The organism is Blautia fusiformis, assembly GCF_020686995.1.
Taxonomy (GTDB): Bacteria; Bacillota; Clostridia; order Lachnospirales; family Lachnospiraceae; genus Blautia_A; species Blautia_A fusiformis.
Genome location: NZ_JAJEPT010000025.1, coordinates 1 through 22558 on the forward strand (window position 1 = coordinate 1; position 22558 = coordinate 22558).

The 22558-nt window shown below is 41.9% G+C and carries 19 protein-coding genes; all 19 read right to left on the bottom strand.

Annotated features, from left to right (window positions below; genetic code table 11):
* Window positions 1–54: 54 nt before the first annotated feature.
* Window positions 55–1428 carry a ParB/RepB/Spo0J family partition protein gene (locus tag LKD46_RS15575; RefSeq protein WP_331465983.1) on the bottom strand — a complete coding sequence of 458 codons (1374 nt, stop codon included), beginning with the start codon at window positions 1426–1428 and terminating at the stop codon, window positions 55–57.
* 51 nt (window positions 1429–1479) lie between these two features.
* The gene (locus tag LKD46_RS16700) at window positions 1480–1791 is read right to left on the bottom strand and encodes a 2-C-methyl-D-erythritol 4-phosphate cytidylyltransferase (protein WP_331465984.1); all 312 of its coding nucleotides are present in this window, start codon (window positions 1789–1791) and stop codon (window positions 1480–1482) included.
* Between the two features lie 74 nt (window positions 1792–1865).
* The gene (locus LKD46_RS15585; protein ID WP_118368688.1) at window positions 1866–3245 is read right to left on the bottom strand and encodes an O-antigen polymerase; all 1380 of its coding nucleotides are present in this window, start codon (window positions 3243–3245) and stop codon (window positions 1866–1868) included.
* Between the two features lie 48 nt (window positions 3246–3293).
* Window positions 3294–4376: a glycosyltransferase gene (locus tag LKD46_RS15590; protein ID WP_118368687.1), complete on the bottom strand. Its 1083-nt coding sequence runs from the start codon at window positions 4374–4376 to the stop codon at window positions 3294–3296.
* Window positions 4377–4400: 24 nt separating this feature from the next.
* Window positions 4401–5090 (bottom strand): LicD family protein, encoded by a 690-nt coding sequence (locus LKD46_RS15595; RefSeq protein ID WP_237971833.1) that lies wholly within the window; start codon window positions 5088–5090, stop codon window positions 4401–4403.
* A gap of 326 nt (window positions 5091–5416) precedes the next feature.
* Window positions 5417–6541 carry a glycosyltransferase family 1 protein gene (locus LKD46_RS15600; RefSeq protein WP_118368686.1) on the bottom strand — a complete coding sequence of 375 codons (1125 nt, stop codon included), beginning with the start codon at window positions 6539–6541 and terminating at the stop codon, window positions 5417–5419.
* Window positions 6542–6572: 31 nt separating this feature from the next.
* The gene (locus LKD46_RS15605; RefSeq protein ID WP_118368685.1) at window positions 6573–7607 is read right to left on the bottom strand and encodes a glycosyltransferase family 2 protein; all 1035 of its coding nucleotides are present in this window, start codon (window positions 7605–7607) and stop codon (window positions 6573–6575) included.
* An 11-nt stretch (window positions 7608–7618) separates the two neighbouring features.
* Window positions 7619–8443, bottom strand: coding sequence for a DUF4422 domain-containing protein (locus tag LKD46_RS15610; protein ID WP_059086096.1), 825 nt, complete (start codon window positions 8441–8443; stop codon window positions 7619–7621).
* A 334-nt stretch (window positions 8444–8777) separates the two neighbouring features.
* A complete protein-coding gene (locus LKD46_RS15615) occupies window positions 8778–10013 on the bottom strand; it encodes a zinc ribbon domain-containing protein (protein WP_161206345.1) in 1236 nt (411 codons plus the stop codon).
* A gap of 151 nt (window positions 10014–10164) precedes the next feature.
* Entirely contained in the window at window positions 10165–11274 is a 1110-nt protein-coding gene (locus tag LKD46_RS15620; RefSeq protein WP_118368683.1) for a tyrosine-type recombinase/integrase, read from the bottom strand.
* A 348-nt stretch (window positions 11275–11622) separates the two neighbouring features.
* Window positions 11623–12639, bottom strand: coding sequence for a UDP-glucose 4-epimerase GalE (gene galE, locus LKD46_RS15625; protein ID WP_015527335.1), 1017 nt, complete (start codon window positions 12637–12639; stop codon window positions 11623–11625).
* 92 nt (window positions 12640–12731) lie between these two features.
* Complete coding sequence (locus LKD46_RS15630) at window positions 12732–13655, bottom strand: sugar phosphate nucleotidyltransferase (RefSeq protein WP_021652265.1); 924 nt, start codon at window positions 13653–13655, stop codon at window positions 12732–12734.
* A gap of 143 nt (window positions 13656–13798) precedes the next feature.
* Complete coding sequence (locus LKD46_RS15635) at window positions 13799–15154, bottom strand: sensor histidine kinase (RefSeq protein ID WP_118368682.1); 1356 nt, start codon at window positions 15152–15154, stop codon at window positions 13799–13801.
* Window positions 15151–15825 carry a winged helix-turn-helix domain-containing protein gene (locus LKD46_RS15640; protein WP_118368681.1) on the bottom strand — a complete coding sequence of 225 codons (675 nt, stop codon included), beginning with the start codon at window positions 15823–15825 and terminating at the stop codon, window positions 15151–15153. The genes LKD46_RS15635 and LKD46_RS15640 overlap by 4 nt, the downstream gene beginning before the upstream one ends.
* A 158-nt stretch (window positions 15826–15983) precedes the next feature.
* Window positions 15984–17804 (bottom strand): Na/Pi cotransporter family protein, encoded by a 1821-nt coding sequence (locus LKD46_RS15645; protein WP_118368680.1) that lies wholly within the window; start codon window positions 17802–17804, stop codon window positions 15984–15986.
* Window positions 17805–18089: 285 nt separating this feature from the next.
* A complete protein-coding gene (gene greA, locus LKD46_RS15650; protein ID WP_118368679.1) occupies window positions 18090–18590 on the bottom strand; it encodes a transcription elongation factor GreA in 501 nt (166 codons plus the stop codon).
* Window positions 18587–18730, bottom strand: coding sequence for a hypothetical protein (locus LKD46_RS15655; RefSeq protein ID WP_158526432.1), 144 nt, complete (start codon window positions 18728–18730; stop codon window positions 18587–18589). The genes greA and LKD46_RS15655 overlap by 4 nt, the downstream gene beginning before the upstream one ends.
* The gene (locus LKD46_RS15660) at window positions 18727–19260 is read right to left on the bottom strand and encodes a CarD family transcriptional regulator (RefSeq protein ID WP_022427065.1); all 534 of its coding nucleotides are present in this window, start codon (window positions 19258–19260) and stop codon (window positions 18727–18729) included. Before LKD46_RS15660 ends, LKD46_RS15655 begins: the two co-directional genes overlap by 4 nt.
* Window positions 19261–19476: 216 nt before the next feature.
* Window positions 19477–22491, bottom strand: a complete 3015-nt coding sequence (locus LKD46_RS15665) for a translation factor GTPase family protein (protein ID WP_118368678.1) — start codon at window positions 22489–22491, stop codon at window positions 19477–19479.
* Between the last annotated feature and the right edge of the window lie 67 nt (window positions 22492–22558).

The following is a 22558-nucleotide window of genomic DNA, read 5'->3' on the forward strand; positions in this document are numbered from 1 at the left end:
CCCCCCCCCCCCCCCCCCCCCAGTCCTCGGGCCATGCTGACCCGAAGTTTGGGCTTACTTTTCCTGTTCGGTTTTCTTCTCCGGCTTTTCATGTTCCTTCTGCTGACCCTTCCAGTCGTCCAGCAGCTTGATGATCTGGTCCTTCATTTCCCTCGGCGTAGTTTCCTTGCCGAAATACTTGCTCAGTTCCACACCTGTCAAAATCACTTTGTCTACCTCCTTTTTGTCCTCCATCATAATGCCGTCGATCACATCCCCGTTGAGCAGCTTCTTTTCGTCCAGCTCACGCATACGCTTTGCCTGCGCCTGCGAAGGAGAGGACTGCTGGCTGTCAATGGCGACGGCGATATAGTTCTGGTTCTTCTTGCCGATATAGGAAAGCTCCACCGCCGTAGTAAAACCCAGCTTTTTTTCATCCATCAGCTTCATCAGGTCGGGAACCAGCTCATTGAGCCGGATATACCGCTGCACCTGCTTGACCGCCATCTTATTGCGCTCGGCTACAATTTCGTTGGAGCGTTTTCCTGCGTCCTTCGGGTCAATCTGGCCCGAAGTGCGGGAGCCCTGGTGCTTGATGGCCTCAAGCTGCATTTTCAAGGCTTTGGCCCGCTCACTGGGGAGGATTTCTTCACGCTGGTTGAGATTGTCCTCGACCATCTGCGTGATGGCTTCATCGTCCGTCAGATTGCGAACAATACAGGGCATATCCGCATATCCGGCAAGCTCGCTGGCCTTCTGGCGGCGGTGGCCGGACACGATCTCATAGCCGCCATCCTCACGGGGACGGACGATAGCGGGCTGGGTCACGCCCTTGTCCTTGACGCTGGACACCATAGCCCGCATTTCTTCATCATCCCGAACCTCAAAGGGATGGTTCTTGAAGGCGTGAAGCTCGTTCAGCTTGATATAGACGATCTGTTCCTTGCCCCGGCGTGGTGCATCCTTCGGTTTTTCGGGTTCCTTCGGAGCGGGAGCGGTCTGCACCGTTGGAGCCGTTTTTTTCTCCGGCTCCTTTTTGACCGTCTTTTCCGGTTTCTGTGCGGGGGCTTTGGACTTCGGGGCTGCGGCCTTGTCCTTATCTGCTTTCGGGGGACGGCCCCGGCGCTTCGGCTGTTCCGGCTCTTTGGGTTTTTCCTCTGCTTTTTTCGGAGTCTCCGGCTGCTTTTCCGGTTTCTCCACTTTTGCCGGGTCAGGCTTTTCCACGCCGGGAGTTGCCGCCCGTTCCTCAGCTTTCTTTTCCTTCATAATTTCAGCGAAGTTATAGACGGAAACCTGTGGGTTCTTTACCTCTGGTTCCGTCTTTTTTCCCGGCTCCGAGGAAACGGAAACCTTCTCCGGCTCTTTTGGGGGAGCGGGAGGCGTTTCCTTGCCCGGCCCGCTATCCGTTACCGGCTGTTCCGGCGTTTTTGTGGTTTTATCATCTGCCATAAGCATTTACCTCCTGTTTTTTGGCATGAAAAAAGGGGCTCAACTTTTCAGTCAAGCCCCCGTGGGAAGTTCCTCCTTTCTCCGCCATGATACAAAAATACCGCCCGTAGTCTCGTTTGGGCGGTACTTTGTGTAAGATTGGCAGTCCATTATTAAGTTTTTTATTATGTTCCCTTTGTACACCGTTGCAATCCAATCTTTTATACACACAACCACAATCGCATCTATCATAGAATGGTTTTCAAAATATTCCAATGTATGTATTATTATTGGTTTATTATACATTTCAAGAAACTGTTTCGGTCGATCTTTACTATGCATACGGCTTCCAACACCTCCAGCAAAAATCACTGCAATATTCATCCCTTGAACCTCCTAGTCTCTAGCTCGTGTTAATCAAATTCAATTATCTCTTGATTATTTGTCCATTTTTTGTTCTAATTTGTTCCCATTGGTATTACTGTTTTCTTTTGCCTTTTGAATTTAAGTTTAATCCCATGTCTATACTCCAATGCAACTCCTTTATCAATCAACACCTTATATAATATAAATGTGACTAACAAGTGCTTCACAAAACCTATTGATGCTACCGTTTCGTAAAATCTGTCTGAAAAAATCAACATAATTAAATCATTAAATAAATATGCATATATTATTATTGTAAAAGGTTTATTGTTATATATTTTTCTATAAGCACAACTAAAATATAAAGCAATTATTGCCATAAGCGGTACAATACCATCATAACCAAAATCATAATAAAACTGATAAAAGGTTGTATATACATTACCAGTATTTAATCCATTATGTTTTAAAAATGGAAGATCTAATTGATATAAATATTGACTTATTCCATATTTTCCTCCCAAGTATGTATAGATATTACGAAACACCTGACTGCCCCACAATTCAGGTGTATGACGAGTTCCTTGTAAATACGTATCCAAATTTTGTATTGGAGCTCCAATATATACATAGATTGATTCCAGAATTAGATTTAAAGTGCTATTCTCACCCGTACGATTTAAAAGCATATTGATTCCGATAAGTAATAAAATTATTCCAAAAATAATACCTACAATTTTAAATAATAACTTTGTAAAATTTCGACGTTTATTAAGTCCAAAACATATTACCGTTATTATCAAAATTGCAGTTATCATCCTAAATAATGCAGTTCTACCACCTGATAACATCTGATCAAATGCATAAATTCCCAAATATATTATCTGTATAATTTCTATTTTTTTCTTTACGGCTAAATTATTAATTAAAATATAAAGCAATACATATGCATATGCAGTTATCCAAACAATACCATGTCTATATATAAAAGATGCAGAGACTGCCTTTTCAATAAAATTATTATAATTGAACAGTGCAATGACATGGTACTTGCCGGCTATATCAAAAATTGATGAAGTACTATACCCAAACGCAGCTACAACATCTTTTATATATTTAGCATGATAAAACACTACTAGAACTTCCAAAATAAGAAATACTAGTTGAATCAAATAATTTATAGAAATATAATTTCTGGAATGTTGTTCTCCATAATTTCGAACATCAACTCTTTTCATGTAAAAAAAAGCACTAACAATTCCAAATGAAATCATTCCTAAAGCAATTACTAAAATAGTATTCAAATGAATTTCTACCTTGTACATCCTTGAAAAAAAAAGGCACAAAAATTCTGCAATTAAAAACATTTCACAAAAAACGCAAAATGGAGAAAAAATATCTACATGAGTAATTAAATACCCAAACATTAAAAATACAATTGTTACTAAAATAAGTACTATAAGATTAAACATTTTCACCTGTTCCTCATATATTAGAAGTTCAATATAACTTCACAAATATTATATACTTTGTTTCATTGCACTTTTTAAGAAATATCCTCTTCTTAATTTCCCACCAATTTTGCACGCATTAGCTTTTAATGTTTCATATTCTTCATCGAGCATATTGTCTATTATGTTTCTAATTTCATCTGTTGACTTTATTGTTATTCCACAATGATTTTTCTTAATAAAATTTGCTAATGCAGCTTCTTCCCATATAATTACAGGAATTCCAGCTGCCAAATACATTGATGTCTTATGCGGATTATTAATTTTAAGATAATCTCCATAAACTCCAGTACAAGTAGCACTGCTGTCCCCATCCCAGACCAAGCCAAAACTACCTTGTAGATTATAAATTAATTCTTCTGGATTAAATGCCCCAACATAATTTGTATTTGAAGAAGCTTTTTCTCGTTCAAAATTAATCCCATATAAATTAAAGTTACAATTTTCCGGTAAATTATATATATATCCAGCCTTGTGTTTACTCAATGCTCCCGCTATGATAACTGGACCTTTTCTGCTTAAGTTTCTCTTTTCTAATAATTCTTCATTATAATTCTCAACTAAATAATCAAATATTCCTAATATATCCATTTTATCTTTATGTATTTTCCATTTTTCATGCATAAATGACTTCATTTTTTCATTATGCACAATGATTTTACTGCAATTCTTAAATGAACTAATTTCTTCAAATCTCATTCTAATTTTTCGAGATAATGGAACATCATTTCTTAATGTAAAACGAATTGCCTCAACGTCATGTATGATTATTGAAGTATGTATTCCTCTCTTTTCCAAATTTTTTATAAGTAATGAAAACAGCATTGTATGTTCTAACAATGGAAACTGAATATATATCCAATCATTTTTTTTTATTTTTTTTAATGCATTCTTCCATAACATATAAACATCATAATGTGCTTTTATTTTTCCTAATCTTGTTTTGTTTTCACGTCCTTCTATCAGGCATGGAATCTCAATTTTTTTAAAATTATTCCACTTAAAAATAGTTTCTACATCTTGTCTGGCTTTAACTCCAGCTGTTTTTTGTATCAACTTATGTTTATCGGTTTCCACAACATAATAATTCATTTATTATATCCGCCTTTCCCTCAATCATCCCTCAATATAAGCATCAAACTCATGATTTATCCGCTTACTTTCTGGCGGAAGTTGCATATAGTCTCCATATATTTGTGTCAAATAAAACTTCCAACATGCTGGCGCATGAAATTTTTTCCCACAAAATTCCACATCATTATATGGTAAGTATTCTTTCTTTTTCATTCTTTCATTAGGACCCAAACTCCAAGCAACTCCACCAATATACTCCTGTTTGTCAAAATCATACTGATGAGCCAGCTTATCTAATTTTCTCCCAAATCTTTCTGGTGTATACATTCGCAAAAAAAGAATCATCGGTATTTTAACTATACTTCGTACAAAACCTTTTCCTTTTCCTATAGTTGCACTGCATCGATTAATCCATTTTTTTAATGGTTCCGCTTTACTCAACAATATATCACTTTCTTCCTTATCATCCGGAAGACCATCCATCGGAAAAATATCAATCCACAAATGTTGATCAACATTTGAATATTCATTTTTTACATAGGTTCTTGTATCAATAATTTTGGCAAATGGCCAAAAACTATTTCCCATCTGTAGACTGATTAATTTATAATATGGTCGAATATTTCCTTTTCTTAATAAATCATGTAATTTATCAAAATCTGGACGTGGCATTAATAAATCAACATCATCATCCCATGGAATAAACCCTTTATGGCGTACTGCTCCTAACAAAGTTCCTCCCGATAAATAATATCTCAGCCCATTCTGATCACAGAATGCCGCAAACTCACATAATATATTCAAAATATACTTTTTAACTTCCGTATTATCTAACTTTCTCATACTTTACAGAGATAAAACACAAATCTCTTATCTCACTGTCCTTTCTTTAATATATAAAGGTTAAATAGTTATTGTGCGATATATATCCATAAAACGCGCTCCTATCTTTCTTCCCTATTAAACGTCTCATAGAAATAGCCTTATTGTCTGATTGTTTTTTTATATTTTCTCTTTATCAGTCCATTATTCCACTACTGTTTCTTTTATTTTTAAACTTATTTGTTCACCACACCATTCAACAATATTTTTTCTAATTTTTTTGCTTCAGTATGAATTTCGTATCCTCGCATTGTAAAATTATCCACTATCTCCTTTTGGGACACTCGGTTTATATTTTCTTTGATATTTAAAATTTCTTCTGCCCAAGACTCCGCTGAATTTTCCAAATTCCAAAATATAAATGATGGATTAATTTTAACTTCTTTAGGAATTACACTGTCAGATGCTAACATAGGTACTCCATTTGCCTGAGCTTCCATCGCAGCCATGCTGAGGCCTTCAAATTTAGATGGAAACAAAAACAGATCGAATGTACTCAACCATCCACATATGTCTTTCTGAATTCCGGCCATATATACATACTTATTTAGTTTCTTTTTATCAATCTCTTTTTCAAGCTTTGTCCTGTCTTCTCCATCACCTATTAAAATCAATCTTACTTTTGGTTCTTTTTTTATAAGTTTTTCAAATATGTCTAAAATAAACATTTGATTTTTTTGGAAATGCAACCTTCCTATATTTCCTATGATATAATTTTCTTCCCACTTCAAATCTCGCCGCAATTTTTTTCGCTTCACATCATCAAAACAATATTTTTCTACGTCTATCGCATTACTGATAATAATAGATTTTTTTATTATTGAAGAATCATAAAACCATTCCGAAGCTTCTTTTGAGCAGCTCCAAAAATCCGTTACATAATAAGCAATTCTTTTTTTATTATATTTATGTAAAATTCCTCTTAACCTGCTATCCATATTTTGAGAATTATGGCTATGTATAATTCTTCTTTTTATCCCATATTTTTTTGCCATTTTCAGATAATCAATATTGGCAAGACTACACACATTCACCCATATTGCATCATACTTAGAGGCATTATTTTCAAAAAAATTTTTTAATTCTTTTTTGTATTTTTTATAATTTTTACTTCTCGCAGGAAAATGAAAGGTTTGTGAACCATTGGAAATAATTTCTTCTTCGAAAGCGATTTTATTATATGAATTACATAAAAAATCAAAATGAAAGGTATTCTTATCCATGTAATGATAGTAATTCATAATAACACTCTCTACCCCACCTGGATTTTCTGTCATACCAAAAACTAATATTTTATACATAGGTTTCCTCACAATTTAATGTTTGACTATTTTAATTTCTACTTTTTTCGTAAATATAATTTTGATATGCCCGCACAATATATATGATACTTGCAATATGAACCAATTTATATTTCATAAAAAAAACAGGCAATGTTCTCGCTGAAAAATTATTCTTTATATGGAACTTTTTTATCGCATCTTTGAATACAGGTGTATTTATAATTTTTTTTATATGCTCTATTTTTTTTACATAATTTTCTTTATTATTAACGCAAAATATACCTCTAACACAGGCTATATTTAAATGCATTAAAATATAATCATTAAATGCCAATTGTACATTTTCATGTTGTTTTTTAATATACTTACTCGTTATATTCATAGCTTCAATATATTGAAGTACTTTTTTATCTGCGTTACTCCTCATCGTAGACTCATTGTCTATAGAATAATGGTAAAATATCGTATCACTTATGCTAATTCTGGAACAATGCATTAAATAATGTAATGTAAAATCACTATCCTCTGAAAGCTGCATTTTTGTATTAAAGCCAATTCTATTTTCATAAATAATGCTTTTCCTAAAAATCTTTCCCCAAACCTGCATGAATTTTGTTGGATTTGCGATCATTTCCAACTTCATTTTTTCTGCAGAGTCATTAAAATAATATGTTTTCTCTTCTTTATTGTTTATATAATTTGCTCTATTACCAATCTCGTAACTATATACATACAAATCCGCTTTAGCATTTAATATATCTTCGTAAATATATTTTTTGCTTTTAGATACTATATAATCATCTGCATCGACAAAGACAATCCATTCTCCTCTGGCGTTTTTCAATCCTTCATTTCTAGCTCTTGACACTCCTTTTTCCGAATGAATTAGTTTAACATTTTCTCCATATTTTTGAATTAATTTTAATGCAACACTATTGGTGTAATCAGTTGATCCATTTTCAACAATCAATATTTCACATTTCTCCATGTTACAAGTATGTGTAATACTTTCCACAGCTCTTTCTAATGTATCAGCCGCATTATATGCTGGAATAATATATGAAATTAATATTTTTTCATTCATAATCCTCTTATTTAAAAGCTCCCTTCATATCTTTTTCCAACAAACTTAGCTTTTAAAAACGCTGTACTCTTTTTCCACCAATTAATCTTTTCCATATGCTGGTAAGGCAACTCTTTAATCTCATTTTTCTTAATTTTTCCTAGTTTAATCTCACCATCAAGCCACACATTAAATATTATCTCGCTTACTCTTCCATAAAATCGCCCCTGAAATGCTGATAATTCCTGTGGATCGATGCGTTTTTCTAACTCGAAGAGAATATCAAATAACCATTCACAATAATCATTCAGATATCTTTTTTGCATGATCATCATATTGAACATATATCCGTAAGTGTGTTTTACAACTTCATCATAACTTTTCAGATAGTCGGGATATTTTTCAGCGATTATCTCTCTGGTGATATCTAATTGAGATGCATAATGTGTATGTTCATAATGGGAATATAAGGTTTCTATATAATACTTTCTTTTTTTAGGTACAAAAATTTTATATTTTTCCAACATTGGGCGCAACTCATTATACGTAAGAACACCTTCAAATGGTGCCTTGGTTTTCTTTCCAAAATGGCGTCTGTAATGTGCCAATCCTGTATAATCCGTGTCAAGATTTTTCCACGCCCAATATAAGCCTGTAAGCTCACAATACGCAGCGTTTTTGTTTGAAATGTTTTCTCCTGTATTATCTTTTTGATACCCTAAATCCAGCGGATTTCCATTCTGATCTGTTTTTCCCTCTGCACCAACATGCAGTGGAAGATACATTGCATCTTGAGGCATTTCATATTTTTTATGTGTTGCTACTATAATTTTTACTGTAGGCGTATTCTTCGTCATTTCAATATTTCCTTACATGCTTTCTCTCTTTTTTCTATTCATCCTCCATATGCAAGTTTTTATTTTTCATAACTTCGAATACACTCCCCAACTCAAAAGCCGGCACATTCTTCGCCGTGCCCATCCCTTCTTCAGGCGCACACACGACAGGCGGTATTCAACCCGACGGTGTTTATCACTGATATACACCGTGTTTTGCTTTCGCTTTCTTTTTGTCAGCACGGCAAAGCCGATGCACTGACCTTATGACATCTGTTTTCTGACATGCCATAAGGTCAATCCACCTGCTCGCTTTTCATACTGATATTCTGTTCTGTTTCTTTTGTTCTTCCCTTCATGCTCCGCGTCCAAACTGTGTCAGGCACTTTTTCCCGAGATTTCTCACAGCATTCAGATATCGGTTCGTCTGATGTCCATTGGCGCAGCAGCATAGTTCTGTTCTGATGTCAGTCCGAATGATTTCTGCGCCGCATCTGGCACAGTTTGTGCTGATGCCGGTGGCGTGGACTTCGATAACGATGATTCCGTTTTTCCATGCTTTGTAGTCCAGATACTGGCGGATCCTGGTACTTAAGTGGAGCGGGCCCCAGTTTCCTGAGCCTTTCATGACGTTTCTGGAATATTCCTGGTTATAACGTGGAAGTACGATCACAGAAACGTCCTGCTCTACGGCAAAACGTAAGATCTGGCTTGTGACCTGGTGTCCATAGTGTTCAGAAAGATGTTTCAGATGCATCCAGTATTTCTGATCAACTCTGCCTGTCTGTCTGCCTCCGGTTGCTTCCTGGGACTTCTGGATCTTTTCCAGAAGCTTTCTGCAATGGTGGCTGTATTCATTTCCGCCTTTCCAGAACTTCACTGCGATCTCCTGACCGGTTCCGTCCAGAACAACGCCTACCGCAAAGGCATCACTGTTTGTAAACTGAATACAGAGTATCCTGCATCCTGCCTGCATCCTCTGACGTACGGTTGCTGTATTTTCATTGTTCTGACGTACTGGAACATGCAGCATGTCATATTTGTATTCAAAAACTACGGATGGTGACATGAGTCTGGCGTTTTCCGGAAAGTCTCTGCCTGACAGCCGGCAATGCATCCAGGTCCATGTGTCTCCTGTCCAGACACGCAACGTGATCTCTTTAGCGGAAAAATCCTGATACATTCCTTTGTAATAAGTAACTGCTGCATTTAGTTTCTCTGCTCTGCCGATCTTCTCATCCTGGGCAAAACGGCTGAGATAGCTTTTGGCTGAAGCAATTCCCTCATTGGCTGCTGCTCTTCGAAAATACAGCGGAACCTTTTTCCAGGGGAGAGGATCTGATGGTATGCGTCCGCCTCGCCCCGGAATGCTCATGATTTCCAGCTCGCGTAAAGTCTGCTGGCTTCCCATTTCCCAGAGATCCGTATGATCCAGAAGCAGGTTGTAATAAAATTCAGCGATCCGGTTATAAAATTCCTGTGTGGTACGCAGCCATTCCGGATGTCTGCACCAGAGATGCAGTCGCCAGGTTGTGATGCTGTAGCCGCTTTTTCCGGTGTTTTCTTTTTTGCCGGTTTCCGGTTCTTTCATTTTGGTTCTCCGTTTTTCGCAAAGAAAAATCATTATAATATAACTTATCTAAATTATTATTTTTGTCACTTATCATTTCCATAAGCGACAAACAGACCGGAAACCCGTATAAATGCGGACTTCCGGCCTGCTTTGACCATAATTCTGACTGCTAATAGTTCAGCTTTTCCATGCACTTCTGCTTTTGTTTTATGCTGCTGTGCACATAAATATCCATGGTGATCTTGACGGACGAATGTCCCAGAATTTCAGAAAGTGTCTTGCTGTCAAATCCCATTTCCGTACAACGGGTGGCAAAAGCATGCCGGAGAGAATGAATGTTGATACTGGGAATTTCACATTGCTGAAGGAGCTTCTGGAATTTACGCTGTATATTTCTGGGCTCCATACATTTACGATTCGTACCCGTCAGCAGGTATGAATCAGGTTCAGCAGCAATCCGCTTCATTTTTTTCAATAAAAAATCAGGGATTGGAATATCCCTGATGGATGAGACTGATTTAGGAGGACCTATCATTAAAACGGTTTTGGGTTCGTCATCAGATTCACCAGAATAATCAAGATTTTTTATCCGTGAGATCGTTCGCCTTATATGTAGCAGCTTTTTATCAAAATCAACATCTTCCCAACGGATGCCGCTAAGCTCGCCAACGCGGATCCCTGTATAAATACATAGCAGGATGCCGATGGGAAATTCTGAGTCCTCAGCAGAGAGAACTGTGATCAGCTTTGTGAGATGTTCATGAGAAATAAGCTGAAAAGGACTGGTATTTATTTTGGGATACCGAAATTCCAGCTGTGAAAGATTCAGATACCCCTGTTTTTCACCATAGCGTAAAATACTGTGGAACAAAATCAGAAGATTTTTGATGGTACGTGGCGAAAGCCCCTGCTGTTTCAGCTTTTCAGAGAAGGCATATACGGAAGCAGAAGAGATGTATTTCAACGGCATATCACCAAATTCCGGAAGGATATGTGTATCAAGAAGTGTTTCGTAGCAGGCATAGGTGCTGAGCTTTACAGCATAACGCATGGATAACATCCATTCTTCACTGAGGTTTCGAAATACATAACACTTTCCCGGAGAGTTTTGAAGATTATTCTGACATAAAACAGCCAGCTTTTTCTTTTTTACAGCCTCGTATGTACGACCATACAGATATCCGTACTGGATACGTCCATTATGGTCACGACATTTTTCATAGCGAGCCTCCCATCTTCCGTCTTTCCTTTTTCTGATATTTTCCCCTTTTCTAGGCATAATCGTAGTCTCCTTTTCGCACTATTATAGCAAAAGTCTGACCATTTTTGTGACCACTGATAAGCGAAAAAAAGAAAAATTTGTCGTATATAAAAAAATTTAACCGAAAAAAACTGCATTTTTGGTCGAAAGTGGTGCATTTTTCGTATCTTGACAGTGACAGGGTGCAATGCTATTATTGATTAAGATTCAAAAACTATGCAATTTGAGAGAAAATCACCTGTCGCTTATGGAAATGATAAGCGACTTTTTTACCCTCAAAAAAACAACACGGCAGACATCCCTCCGGGGCTGTCTGCCGTGTTTTATATCGCTTTTATGTTTTTATGTAATTAAGCTTTCTGTTCCTTAAGCCTCATATCCATTAGGGTTCTGGCTCTGCCATCTCCAGGAGTCTGCACACATCTCGCGGATTCCGTTCTCTGCCTTCCAGCCAAGCTCTTTCTCTGCTTTGGTTGCATCGGAGTAGCAGGTTGCGATGTCGCCTGGGCGGCGTGGTTTGATCACATATGGGATCTTGACGCCGGTAGCTGCCTCAAAGTTCTTAACGATATCAAGAACACTGTAGCCTTTTCCGGTTCCAAGGTTGTAGATGCTTAATCCAGAATTGTCTTCCAGCTTCTTAAGAGCTTTTACATGGCCCTTGGCAAGGTCTACTACGTGGATGTAGTCACGGACACCTGTTCCATCCGGTGTATCGTAATCGTTTCCGAATACGCCAAGCTCTTTCAGCTTGCCTACTGCTACCTGTGTGATATATGGCATCAGGTTGTTCGGGATACCATTTGGATTCTCACCGATGGTTCCGCTCTTATGAGCACCGATCGGGTTGAAGTAACGAAGAAGAACTACGTTCCACTCCGGGTCTGCCTTCTGGATGTCTGTAAGGATCTGCTCCAGCATGGATTTGGTCCAGCCATATGGGTTGGTACACTGTCCCTTCGGGCACTCCTCGGTGATCGGGATCATTGCCGGATCTCCGTATACGGTTGCTGAGGAAGAGAAAATAATATTTTTAACATTATGTTTTCTCATCACGTCTACAAGAGTAAGGGTTCCTGCGATATTGTTCTCATAATACTCCCACGGCTTGGCAACAGATTCACCAACTGCTTTCAGTCCTGCAAAATGAATACAGGAGTCGATCTCTTCTTTGTCAAAAACTTCATTTAATGCTTCGCGGTCCAGGATATCTGCTTTATAGAATTTCACCGGTTTGCCTGTGATCTTGGATACTCTGTCCAGAGCCTTCTCACTGGAATTACATAAATTGTCAACTACTACAACATCATATCCTGCGCTCTGCAGCTCTACAACGGTATGACTTCCAATGTATCCTGCTCCACCTGTTACTAAAATTGCCATAGTTTTTCTCCTCCTCTATTGGATCTAACTGTTCCTGTTTATTTTAGCACTGTTCCTTTGTTTCCACAATAGCAGAAAATCAGATTTACTACTTAATCCCAGAGTCCCTGCGGATAAAGTCCCTGATCCTTCAGATTCTGGATCGCGGCTACCACTACCGGTTTGTCCTCTTTATAGGTCACTCCGTACCATTTATCCTGTGTGGTAAGGACCCTGACTGCTGCCTTTTTTTCCTGAAGGAGCTCGTCAACTACAAACGGAAGGAAATATTCGCATTTCAGAGGATTTTCCGGGATGCTCTTTTCAAGGAATACCGGGAAGCGTTTTACCAGTTCTTTCATAAATCCGCCGGTGAAGCCCCACATGTTCATGGATACCGGAGTCTCTCCCGGGAGACTTGTCCAGGTTTTTCCATCGTCCTCTGTGTAGGCTGCTCCGCCGTCACGTTTCTCAATGTGTGTTCGCTCATTGATATCTGCAAGATATCCATTTTCATCTGTCTCACAGACACCTCTGGAAACGTAGCCATTGTCTGTCAGGGTATTCTCAAGACGGTAGCCTACCATCATATACTGGGCAGGTACGGTGTCCTCCTGGGCCTGGATCAGGAAATCATACGCCATCTTAAAGGCATGGGTTCCATAATAATCATCTGCATTGATCACTACAAACGGTCCGTCGATCTCTCCGGCACAGCTTAATACCGCATGTCCGGTTCCCCATGGCTTCACACGGCCTTCCGGAACCTGGAAGCCTTCCGGGATGTTGTTGAGATCCTGATGCACATAAACGATCTCCACCTTGTCACTTAAGCGGTCGCCGATGGCATCGCGGAAATCCTGTTCATTCTCTTTTTTTATGATGAATATCACTTTCTTAAAGCCTGCACGTACGGCATCATAAATGGAAAAATCCATGATGATATGACCTTCCTGATCTACAGGATCGATCTGTTTCAGTCCGCCGTAGCGGCTTCCCATTCCTGCTGCCATTACTACCAGAACCGGCTCTTTCATAATCTTGTTCCTCCTGATTTTTAGAAATACAGGGATTTTTTCCCATACATAGTTTAAGCCGGTCAGATTCTCATCCGACCGGCCTTTGAACCTTTTTTTATTATACTACACTTCACCGTGAAATCCTACTGATTATTTTCAGTTTATTTCCGGTCAGAAGTATTCTCCGGGAAAATGATCTCCATCCTTGTTCCAACTCCCTGTTCACTTTCCACATTGATCTGTGCATGATGAAGCGTTGCTCCATGCTTCACAATGGAAAGCCCCAGACCTGTTCCGCCTGTCTGTCTGGAGTGGCTTTTATCTACCCTGTAAAAGCGCTCAAAGATCCTTCCCTGTTCACTTTTGGGGATTCCGATCCCGTCATCTGCCACGCAGTAGAACGGATGCCCTTTCCGGTTGCCTACCATGATCCGCACATGTCCATTCTGCTCTGTATAGCGAACTGCATTGTCTGCAATGTTGAAAAGCATCTCATAGAGCACATGGCGGACCCCCTGGATCTTCTCTGTATTTCCGGCAAGCTCAAGGGAAATATTTTTCTTTCCGGCAGGGTGTCTGAGATTATTTCTTACATCTTCTGCAAGCTCATAGAGATCCACCTCTTCAAACGGGACCTCACTGTTGCTTTCATCTAGCCTGGAAAGCTGGATGATATCCGCTACCAGATTGGAAAGTCTTATTGATTCATGGTAGATCCTTCCGGAAAATTCCTGTATATGATCTGCCGGAACCATGCCGTTCATCATAAGCTCCGCATAACCGGAAATGGACATCAGCGGGGTCTTCAGCTCATGGGAAACATTTGCAGAAAATTCCTTCCGGATCTCCTCTGCCTCCTTCAGTTCTTTTACCTGCTGCCGGATCTGCCGGTTCTGTTCATCCACCCGCACAAGAAGGGGACGCAGCTCCTCATAGCACACATTGTTCAGCGGATGCTCCAGATCCAGATCGTTGACCGGACGGATCAGCTCTCTGGTCTGTCTCTGCGCAAAAACAAACTCCAGGATCAGTACCAGGAGCATCAGAAGTCCCAGCACTGCAAGACTTGAGATCCATGTGGAATATATGGAATCTACGGTTTTTCCCACCCGGAGCACGTTTCCGTCATCCAGCTTCACCGCATAATAAAAGGTCTTTTTTGCAAATGTTTCCGAATAACGGATACTTTCGCTTTTTCCATTTTTTTCTGCCTGTATAAATTCCGGACGATCACTGTGATTTGCCAGTTTTTTCGGAGATGTATCAGAATCGTAGAGAACGGTTCCGTCTTTACGGATGAGGGTCACACGACTTGATGATACTGTCCGGAGCTTTTTTGTGAGAAAGGAATCTCCATACTCATCCATGGCAAGGCAGATATACTGAGCTTCCTCACGGACTCCCCCCTGCATGTATGTGTTTAATTTATTGTAGGTGACCACACTTGCTGCCAGAAACGTGACAAGAACAGCAAAAATGATCATAATGCTTGTATGATGCAGAATTTTCTTTTTCATACATGATCTCCGATCCGGTATCCCACGCCACGTACTGTCTCGATCAGATTTCCGGCTTCCCCCAGCTTTTGTCGGAGAGTCCGTACATGAACATCTACAGTCCTTGTTTCTCCGTCAAAATCATAGCCCCACACATGGCACAGGATCTGGTTTCTGGACATGACCAGTCCTTTGTTCTCCATAAGATATTCCAGAAGTTCAAATTCCTTTCTGGTCAGCTCTTTCACCTCACCCTGATAGCTGACTTCGTGACGGGACACATTGACACGAAGGCCCTTGCAGTGCAGCTCCCTCTCCTCGCTCTGCCTTGCGCAGCGCCGAAGGACCGCTTTGACCCTGGCTACAAATTCCATCATCCCGAAGGGCTTGGTGATGTAATCATCTGCGCCGCCCTCCAGACCTTTCACCTTGTCAAACTCCGCTTCTTTGGCTGTGACCATGATCACCGGGATATCCCGGGTCCTGGTATCACTTTTCAGTCGTTTCAAAATATTATACCCATCTTCACCCGGGAGCATGATATCCAGCAGGATCAGTTCCGGCAGATTTTTTTTCATGGCTGTGTCAAGTTCTGCCCCGGTTTCAAAACCTTCTGCTTCAAAGCCTGTTGTCTCCAGGGTATAGACAAGAAGCTCTCTGATATTTCTCTCATCTTCCACACAGTAGATCATTCTATATCCTCTCTGTTCGTTTTTTTGCCGTTGGCACTTCATAATCGTCTGGTCTTTTTTGTTCCATGCCTTCAGTATAACTGCTTTCTTTTTACTGCACAAGCCCTGGCCGTCTGCTGATACAGATAACCAGGGCATAGCATTATTTCGATATCTTTTTATTGGCTGCCTGCAGCTGTCATCTGGGCTGCCGCCGGCTCATCCTTTATTTCCGGAAGCTGATACTGACTCCGGATCACCTCCAGTTCACGGTAGAAGGTTTCGTCCGGTCCATGTTTGATCTGCTTCAGGTGCTGATGTGTATCAAAGGAATCTTCATGAACCTGTGTCACACAGACACCGATATTGGAACAGTGATCTGCCACACGCTCCAGGCTGGTAGTCACATCGGACAGGATGAATCCCATCTCGATCGTACATTCCCCAGCGCGAAGTCTCTGGATATGCCGGTACTTCAGTTCCTTGCTGAGTTCATCGATCACTTCCTCCAGCGGCTCGATCTCTCTCGCAAGCTGCACATCCTGATTTTCGTAAACTTTGTAAGCAATATCTACAATGTCTTCCACCGCATGCTCCATGACACGTAACTCTTCCAGCGCCTTATCCGAAAACTTCAGACCTTTTTCATAAAGCTCCTGTGCGGATTCCATGATATTCACACCGTGATCGGAAATCCTCTCGAAATCACCGATACAGTGGAGCATGATGGAAACGCTGTGGCTGTCATGAACGGAAAGATCCTTCTGGTTCAGTTTTACAAGATAAGTTCCAAGTTCATCCTCATAACGGTCTACCTTTTTCTCTGCTTCTTCCACCAGAGCCTTTCCTTCTGCGCTGAAATTCTTCAGAAGACCCAGGGCGGTAAACAGAGTTCTGTGAGAATCCTCTGCCATTTTTTTCGCTGCATTCCTGCTCTGCTCAACTGCAAATGCAGGTTTCTCCAGAAAACGGCTTTCCAGGATCATGAAATCCGGATCTGCTGCCACCTTCTCCTGCTCTTCCTTCTTGTCGCGGATAGTAAGACAGGCAAGCTTCTCCAGAGCCTTTCCAAACGGAAGAAGGACAAGAGTTGCCGTAATATTGAAGGCACTGTGCAGGATCGCGATCCCGGCCGGAGTCGCTGCCTGTGCCATAAATGAAAAATGTACTACTGCATTTATCGCATAAAATACTGCCATGAACAGCATGGTTCCGATCAGGTTGAAATACAGATGGACCATAGCCGCACGTTTTGCGTTTTTGCTGGCTCCGATGGCTGAAAGGATTGCAGTGATACAGGTACCGATATTCTGTCCCATGATAATAGGAAGTGCTGCACTGAACGGTACCATTCCGGTAAGGCACAGGGCCTGGAGGATACCAACCGATGCGGAGGAAGACTGGATAATTGCTGTAAGCACTGCTCCAGCTACAACTCCCAGGATCGGGTTGGAGAATTTCACCAGCATTCCGGTAAACTCCGGTACCTCTGCAAGAGGTTCCACAGCTCCGCTCATGGCATTCATTCCATACATCAGGATCGCAAAGCCTACAAAGATCGCTCCCACGTCCTTTTTCTTCTGGCTTTTTGTAAACATGATCAGAACCACGCCGATCAGTGCCAGGATCGGTGAAAATGACGTCGGCTTGAAAAGCCGGATAATAAAGTTATCACTCTGGATACCTGTGAGACTCAAGATCCATGAGGTTACGGTAGTACCGATATTGGCACCCATGATGATCCCCACAACCTGGGACAGCTTCATGATTCCCGAGTTTACAAAACCAACGACCATAACGGTAGTTGCCGAGGATGACTGGATCACTGCAGTCACACCCATTCCAAGAAGAACGGCTCTGATGGGATTGGAGGTAAGTGTCTCCAGGATCCGCTCAAGCTTTCCGCCTGCAACCTTCGCAAGCCCGTCTCCCATTAAGTTCATTCCATAAAGGAAAATAGCAAGGCCGCCAAGCAATGCCAGTACGCTGAAAAAGTCCATAATACTCTCCTTCACTTTCTCTTTTTGATATGTTTGATTTCCTTTTTTCTCATTTCAACGATTTTCATAATAGCGGCCTATTGTAAAATTTTCCCCACTGGAATGTAAAATCTGTGTAAAAAAATAAAACAGAGGATCCTGTTACGGGAAAACGATTTCCCGTCAGGATCTCTCTGTCCTATATATCGTACAGTGGTTTTTATCCTTATGATGTGTTTTGTGCTGCGGATATTCTCATTCCACTGAGCTGCATGCTCATGAGCAGAGCTGCCCTGCGATCTGTGATCAGAATCCGCGGATCTCCTCATCCTCAGATCCGGTCTTGTCGATGGATTTTATTACAAGGTAATAGCTGTAATCATCATTGACCTTTACTTTCACCCGGTCTCCTACACGATGACCGCGCAGTGCCTTGCCGATAGGCGATTCGATACTGATACGGTTTTCCATGGAATTTCCGCGGATGGAAGTAACCAGCTTGTACTTCTCCACCTCATTATCTTCTTCAAAAAGAACTTCCACGATATCGTCCATTCCCACTTCGTCAGATCTGGAAGCATCGGATACAATGGATGCCGTCTTCAGCATCCTCTCCAGATAACGGATGCGGCTCTCGTTCTGATTCTTATGCTTCTTGGCTGCATAATACTCAAAGTTCTCACTTAAGTCTCCCTGGGCACGTGCCTCCTTGACCGCCTCAATGGCTTCCTTACGTACTACCAGTTTACGGTGTTCGATCTCCTGCTCTATTTTTTCAACATCCTTGCGGGTAAGCTGTTCTCTCATTTCTCTGGCATCTCCTTTTCTTTATAACATTCAGACTGATCCTGGATCTGTTCTCCACTTCCTGTGAAGCTTCTGTCACAGATACAGGATTTCTGGAAGGTTACCGGAAATACCATAGCAGATACGCTCTGCTTTGTCAAACAGCGCATACCTGTTCTTCGGCTTCCTTCTGCTGGTGTACTCGCTGTTCAATATAATCTGCCATATGTTCTTTGGGGATATCCAGTAACATGGAAAATTCAGAATAGAGATGATCCTCTGCAAGCTTCAGATACCGCTCGTCTGTAGCGGTTGTTTTTTTGCCATGAGATAATCTGGCCTGTTTTCTGACGTAGATCGTCTTGATGATCCGAAGAAGATCTCTGCATTCACAGGTACGGATGCATTTCTTGTAGCTATCCTCCCGGAATTTCTCATTCTCAATACTCAGTGTCTCAATGGATGGGATCTCATCGATAAGCCTCTCCGCTTCTTCCCTCGTAATGATTCCGCGAAGCACCTGCTTTCCACCTTCCACCGGTGTAAATATCTTCCCATCTGTCTCTCCTCCGGGCCTCAGTACATAATAAAGCTTCTCGCCGGAGGAACCATCCACCCTCATTGTGGTAACTCCTGTTACCTGGCAGATGCCGGTACGACCATACACAACATATTCGCCTGTTTCAAACATTTTTCCACTTCCTTTCATTTTTTTACTTTTCTTTTGTTATCCTGGCGCTTATTGTGCTCTAATGAAAGCTCCCTGCCAGGTTATATATCCAGACAAGGAGCTTCTCACTGAGGATTCTATCCTTATTTTACTACTTTTCCCATTTATTTGCAAAAGAATTCAAAAAGTTTTTTTATTTTTGTGAAATATGCCCACAATGAGGGCATATATTTTTTGTTATAATTCTTCTTTTTTCTTTCTTCCCAGACGGATGTCTTCCATATGAGATTTCAGTTCCGGTGTCATACTGTCAAAGAGATAGGTTTTGCTGTTGTCCCTGCGCTCCTGCCATTCTTCTCTCATCTGCTGTTTTGCGGAAGCGATCTCATCTTTGAATCCGCGCGCTGAGATCCTGGCGGCTCCCTGTCCCATAATGATGATCTGCTCCAGTCCGTCTGATGTGGCAACTGTCACGTTATGCTTCCGTCCGATTTTATGGACAGTGCGTTCAATATACTGGTCTGCAGTTTCCGCTTCTTTTGTATAGACAACATGAATGTTATGATACTGGAATGTTTCCTCCGGATGGCCCTCCACACGGTAGGCATCAAATACCAGGATCAGGATGCAGCCCTTGATCCCCTGATAATCACTTAATATATCCATTAACCTGGACTGTGCCGCATGAAAGTCTGCCTGTGCCAGATCTCTTAAATCCTCCCAGGCAAATATGATATTGCAGCCGTCCACCAGCAGATAGTCCTCTCTGTGGATGGCCGGACTGCTGTTTCTCCAGGCGCCGTGACCGGTTTTTGCCGGAAGGCCGGAATCTGCTGCATCTTTGCCTCCCTTCCCGGAAAAGCTGCTTCCGCTTTCCGGATTTCCGAAGCTTCGGCTGTTACTGCTGTATTTCTTTGAGCTCACCGGACCAAAGGTTTTCTCAAAGATTGCCTTCAGTTCTTTTTCCTCTTCATAGTTTCCATACATGGAGGTATATTTTCCACGGCCGGCATTGGCTGTTCTGCGATCCGGACTGTTTTTGGCTGTTCCCTGACCTGCACGCACTCCTGCAGAGCTGTTGTCGGAATCCTCATAGGCATCATTGCTGTCCGGAAGCTGAGCTCCTTCCAGATGCATATATTCTTCTACCTCATACCAGGGAACCACGAAGCCTGCTCCATGGGCACAGAATACAGAGCCTGTAGGATTCTCAAGATCTCTCTCGGAATCATAGCCGATCTCCTCTGCAATCTGCTCCTGATCCTGGCAGGGTTCATAGCCCTTCAGAGTACAGGTCAGATGACCTCTGCCTCTTGTGTAGGAAACTACCTGACTCTGATAATCCCTCATTTTTGCCACCGGCGCACTTCCTGTGATCACCGACAGCTCTCCCTGGGTTTCCGGCCCCTGAAAGGTTCCCTGCATCCTCTGGATATCCGTCATGGCACGTCCTACATTTTCTGCCGGAACCTCAAGTCGGAAGCTGTAATAAGGTTCCAGAAGAACTGTCTCCGCTTTCTTGAGGCCCTGGCGCACAGCACGGTAGGTCGCCTGCCGGAAATCTCCACCTTCCGTATGCTTCTGATGTGCCCGCCCGGTGAGAAGTGTGATCTGCATATCGGTGATGGGTGATCCGGTAAGGACTCCCAGATGCTCTTTTTCCTCCAGATGTGTCAGGATCAGCCGCTGCCAGTTCCGATCCAGCTGATCTTCATTTGCCGCAGTAAAAAACTGCAGTCCGCTTCCTCTCTCTCCCGGTTCCAGAAGAAGATGCACCTCCGCATAATGACGAAGCGGTTCAAAATGTCCCACGCCTTCCACCGGTGCGACAATGGTTTCTTTGTATACGATATTACCGGTCCCAAATTCTACTGCCACATGAAAGCGCTCCCAGATCAGATGCTTCAGGATCTCGATCTGGACCTCGCCCATCAGCATGGCGTGGATCTCTCCCAGCTGCTCATCCCACATGATATGAAGCTGCGGTTCTTCCTCCTCCAGCTCCTTCAGGCTTTTCAGCATCCTGTGGGCGTCACAGCCCTCCGGAAGGATGATCTGATAATTCAGTACCGGTTCCAGCACCGGCATGGCAGAATCCGCCTCAATGCCAAGTCCCTCTCCCGGATATGTTTTGGTAAGACCTGTAACTGCACAGACGGTTCCTGCCTCTGCCTCTTTGAGCATTTCAAATTTTGCACCGGAATAGATACGGATCTGATCTGCCTTTTCATCCCAGATCTCCTCTGCCGGAATACCATTTCTTCCTGCATTGGTCAGCGTCTCCTTAACCTTCAGGCTGCCGCCGGTGATCTTCATATAAGTGAGACGGTTTCCCTGCTCATCTCTGGCGATCTTAAAGATCCTGGCTCCGAATTCTGCGGGATAGGACGGTACTGCCATGTAGGTCTCCATTCCATGGATAAAAGCATCTACGCCTTCCATCTTCAGGGCAGATCCAAAAAAGCATGGAAAAAGCTTTCGCTCCAGGATCAGCTCTGCCACGTCCTTTTTTGCGATCGTTCCTGTTTCCAGGAAGCTTTCCAGAAGGTTCTCCTCACACATGGCAATATTTTCCAGAAAATCATCAGTTCCATTTATTTTATCAGAAGCGCCCTGCGTTCCGGATATATTCTCTTTTTCTGCTTCACTGGCGTTGTCTTTCAGCTGCATTCCTTCAGCTGACGGAGATTTCCCGGAGTTATCCACAGGATTCTCCTTTTTCCCTGCTGCTTCTGCACCGGAGCATTCCAGTTCTCCACTAAAATCCACACAGCATCCGCTTAATTTCTTCTTCAGCTCCTCAAGAAGTCTTTCCCTGTCTGTTCCTTCCTGGTCCATTTTATTTACGAAAAGAAATGTTGGGATCTTATACTGTGTCAGCAGTCTCCACAATGTCTGTGTATGCCCTTGCACACCATCTGCTCCGTTGATCACCAGGATCGCATAATCCAGCACCTGCAGGGTACGCTCCATCTCAGCAGAAAAATCCACATGCCCCGGCGTATCCAGAAGTGTCACCTCCATATCCCCCATGGAAAAAACTGCCTGCTTTGAAAAAATGGTGATTCCTCTCTCCCTCTCAAGCTCATAAGTATCCAGATACGCATCCTTGTGATCGACTCTTCCGATTTTCCGGATCCTTCCGCATTTAAAAAGCAGGCCTTCCGATAATGTCGTCTTTCCTGCATCCACATGGGCAAGCACGCCCAGGCTTATATGTCTGTGTTTTATATTCTGAGGTTTTTCTCCCATTGAAAATACCCCTTTCTGTTGTAATGATATCCACTATCATAACATAGAAAGGGGTATAAGTCGAATT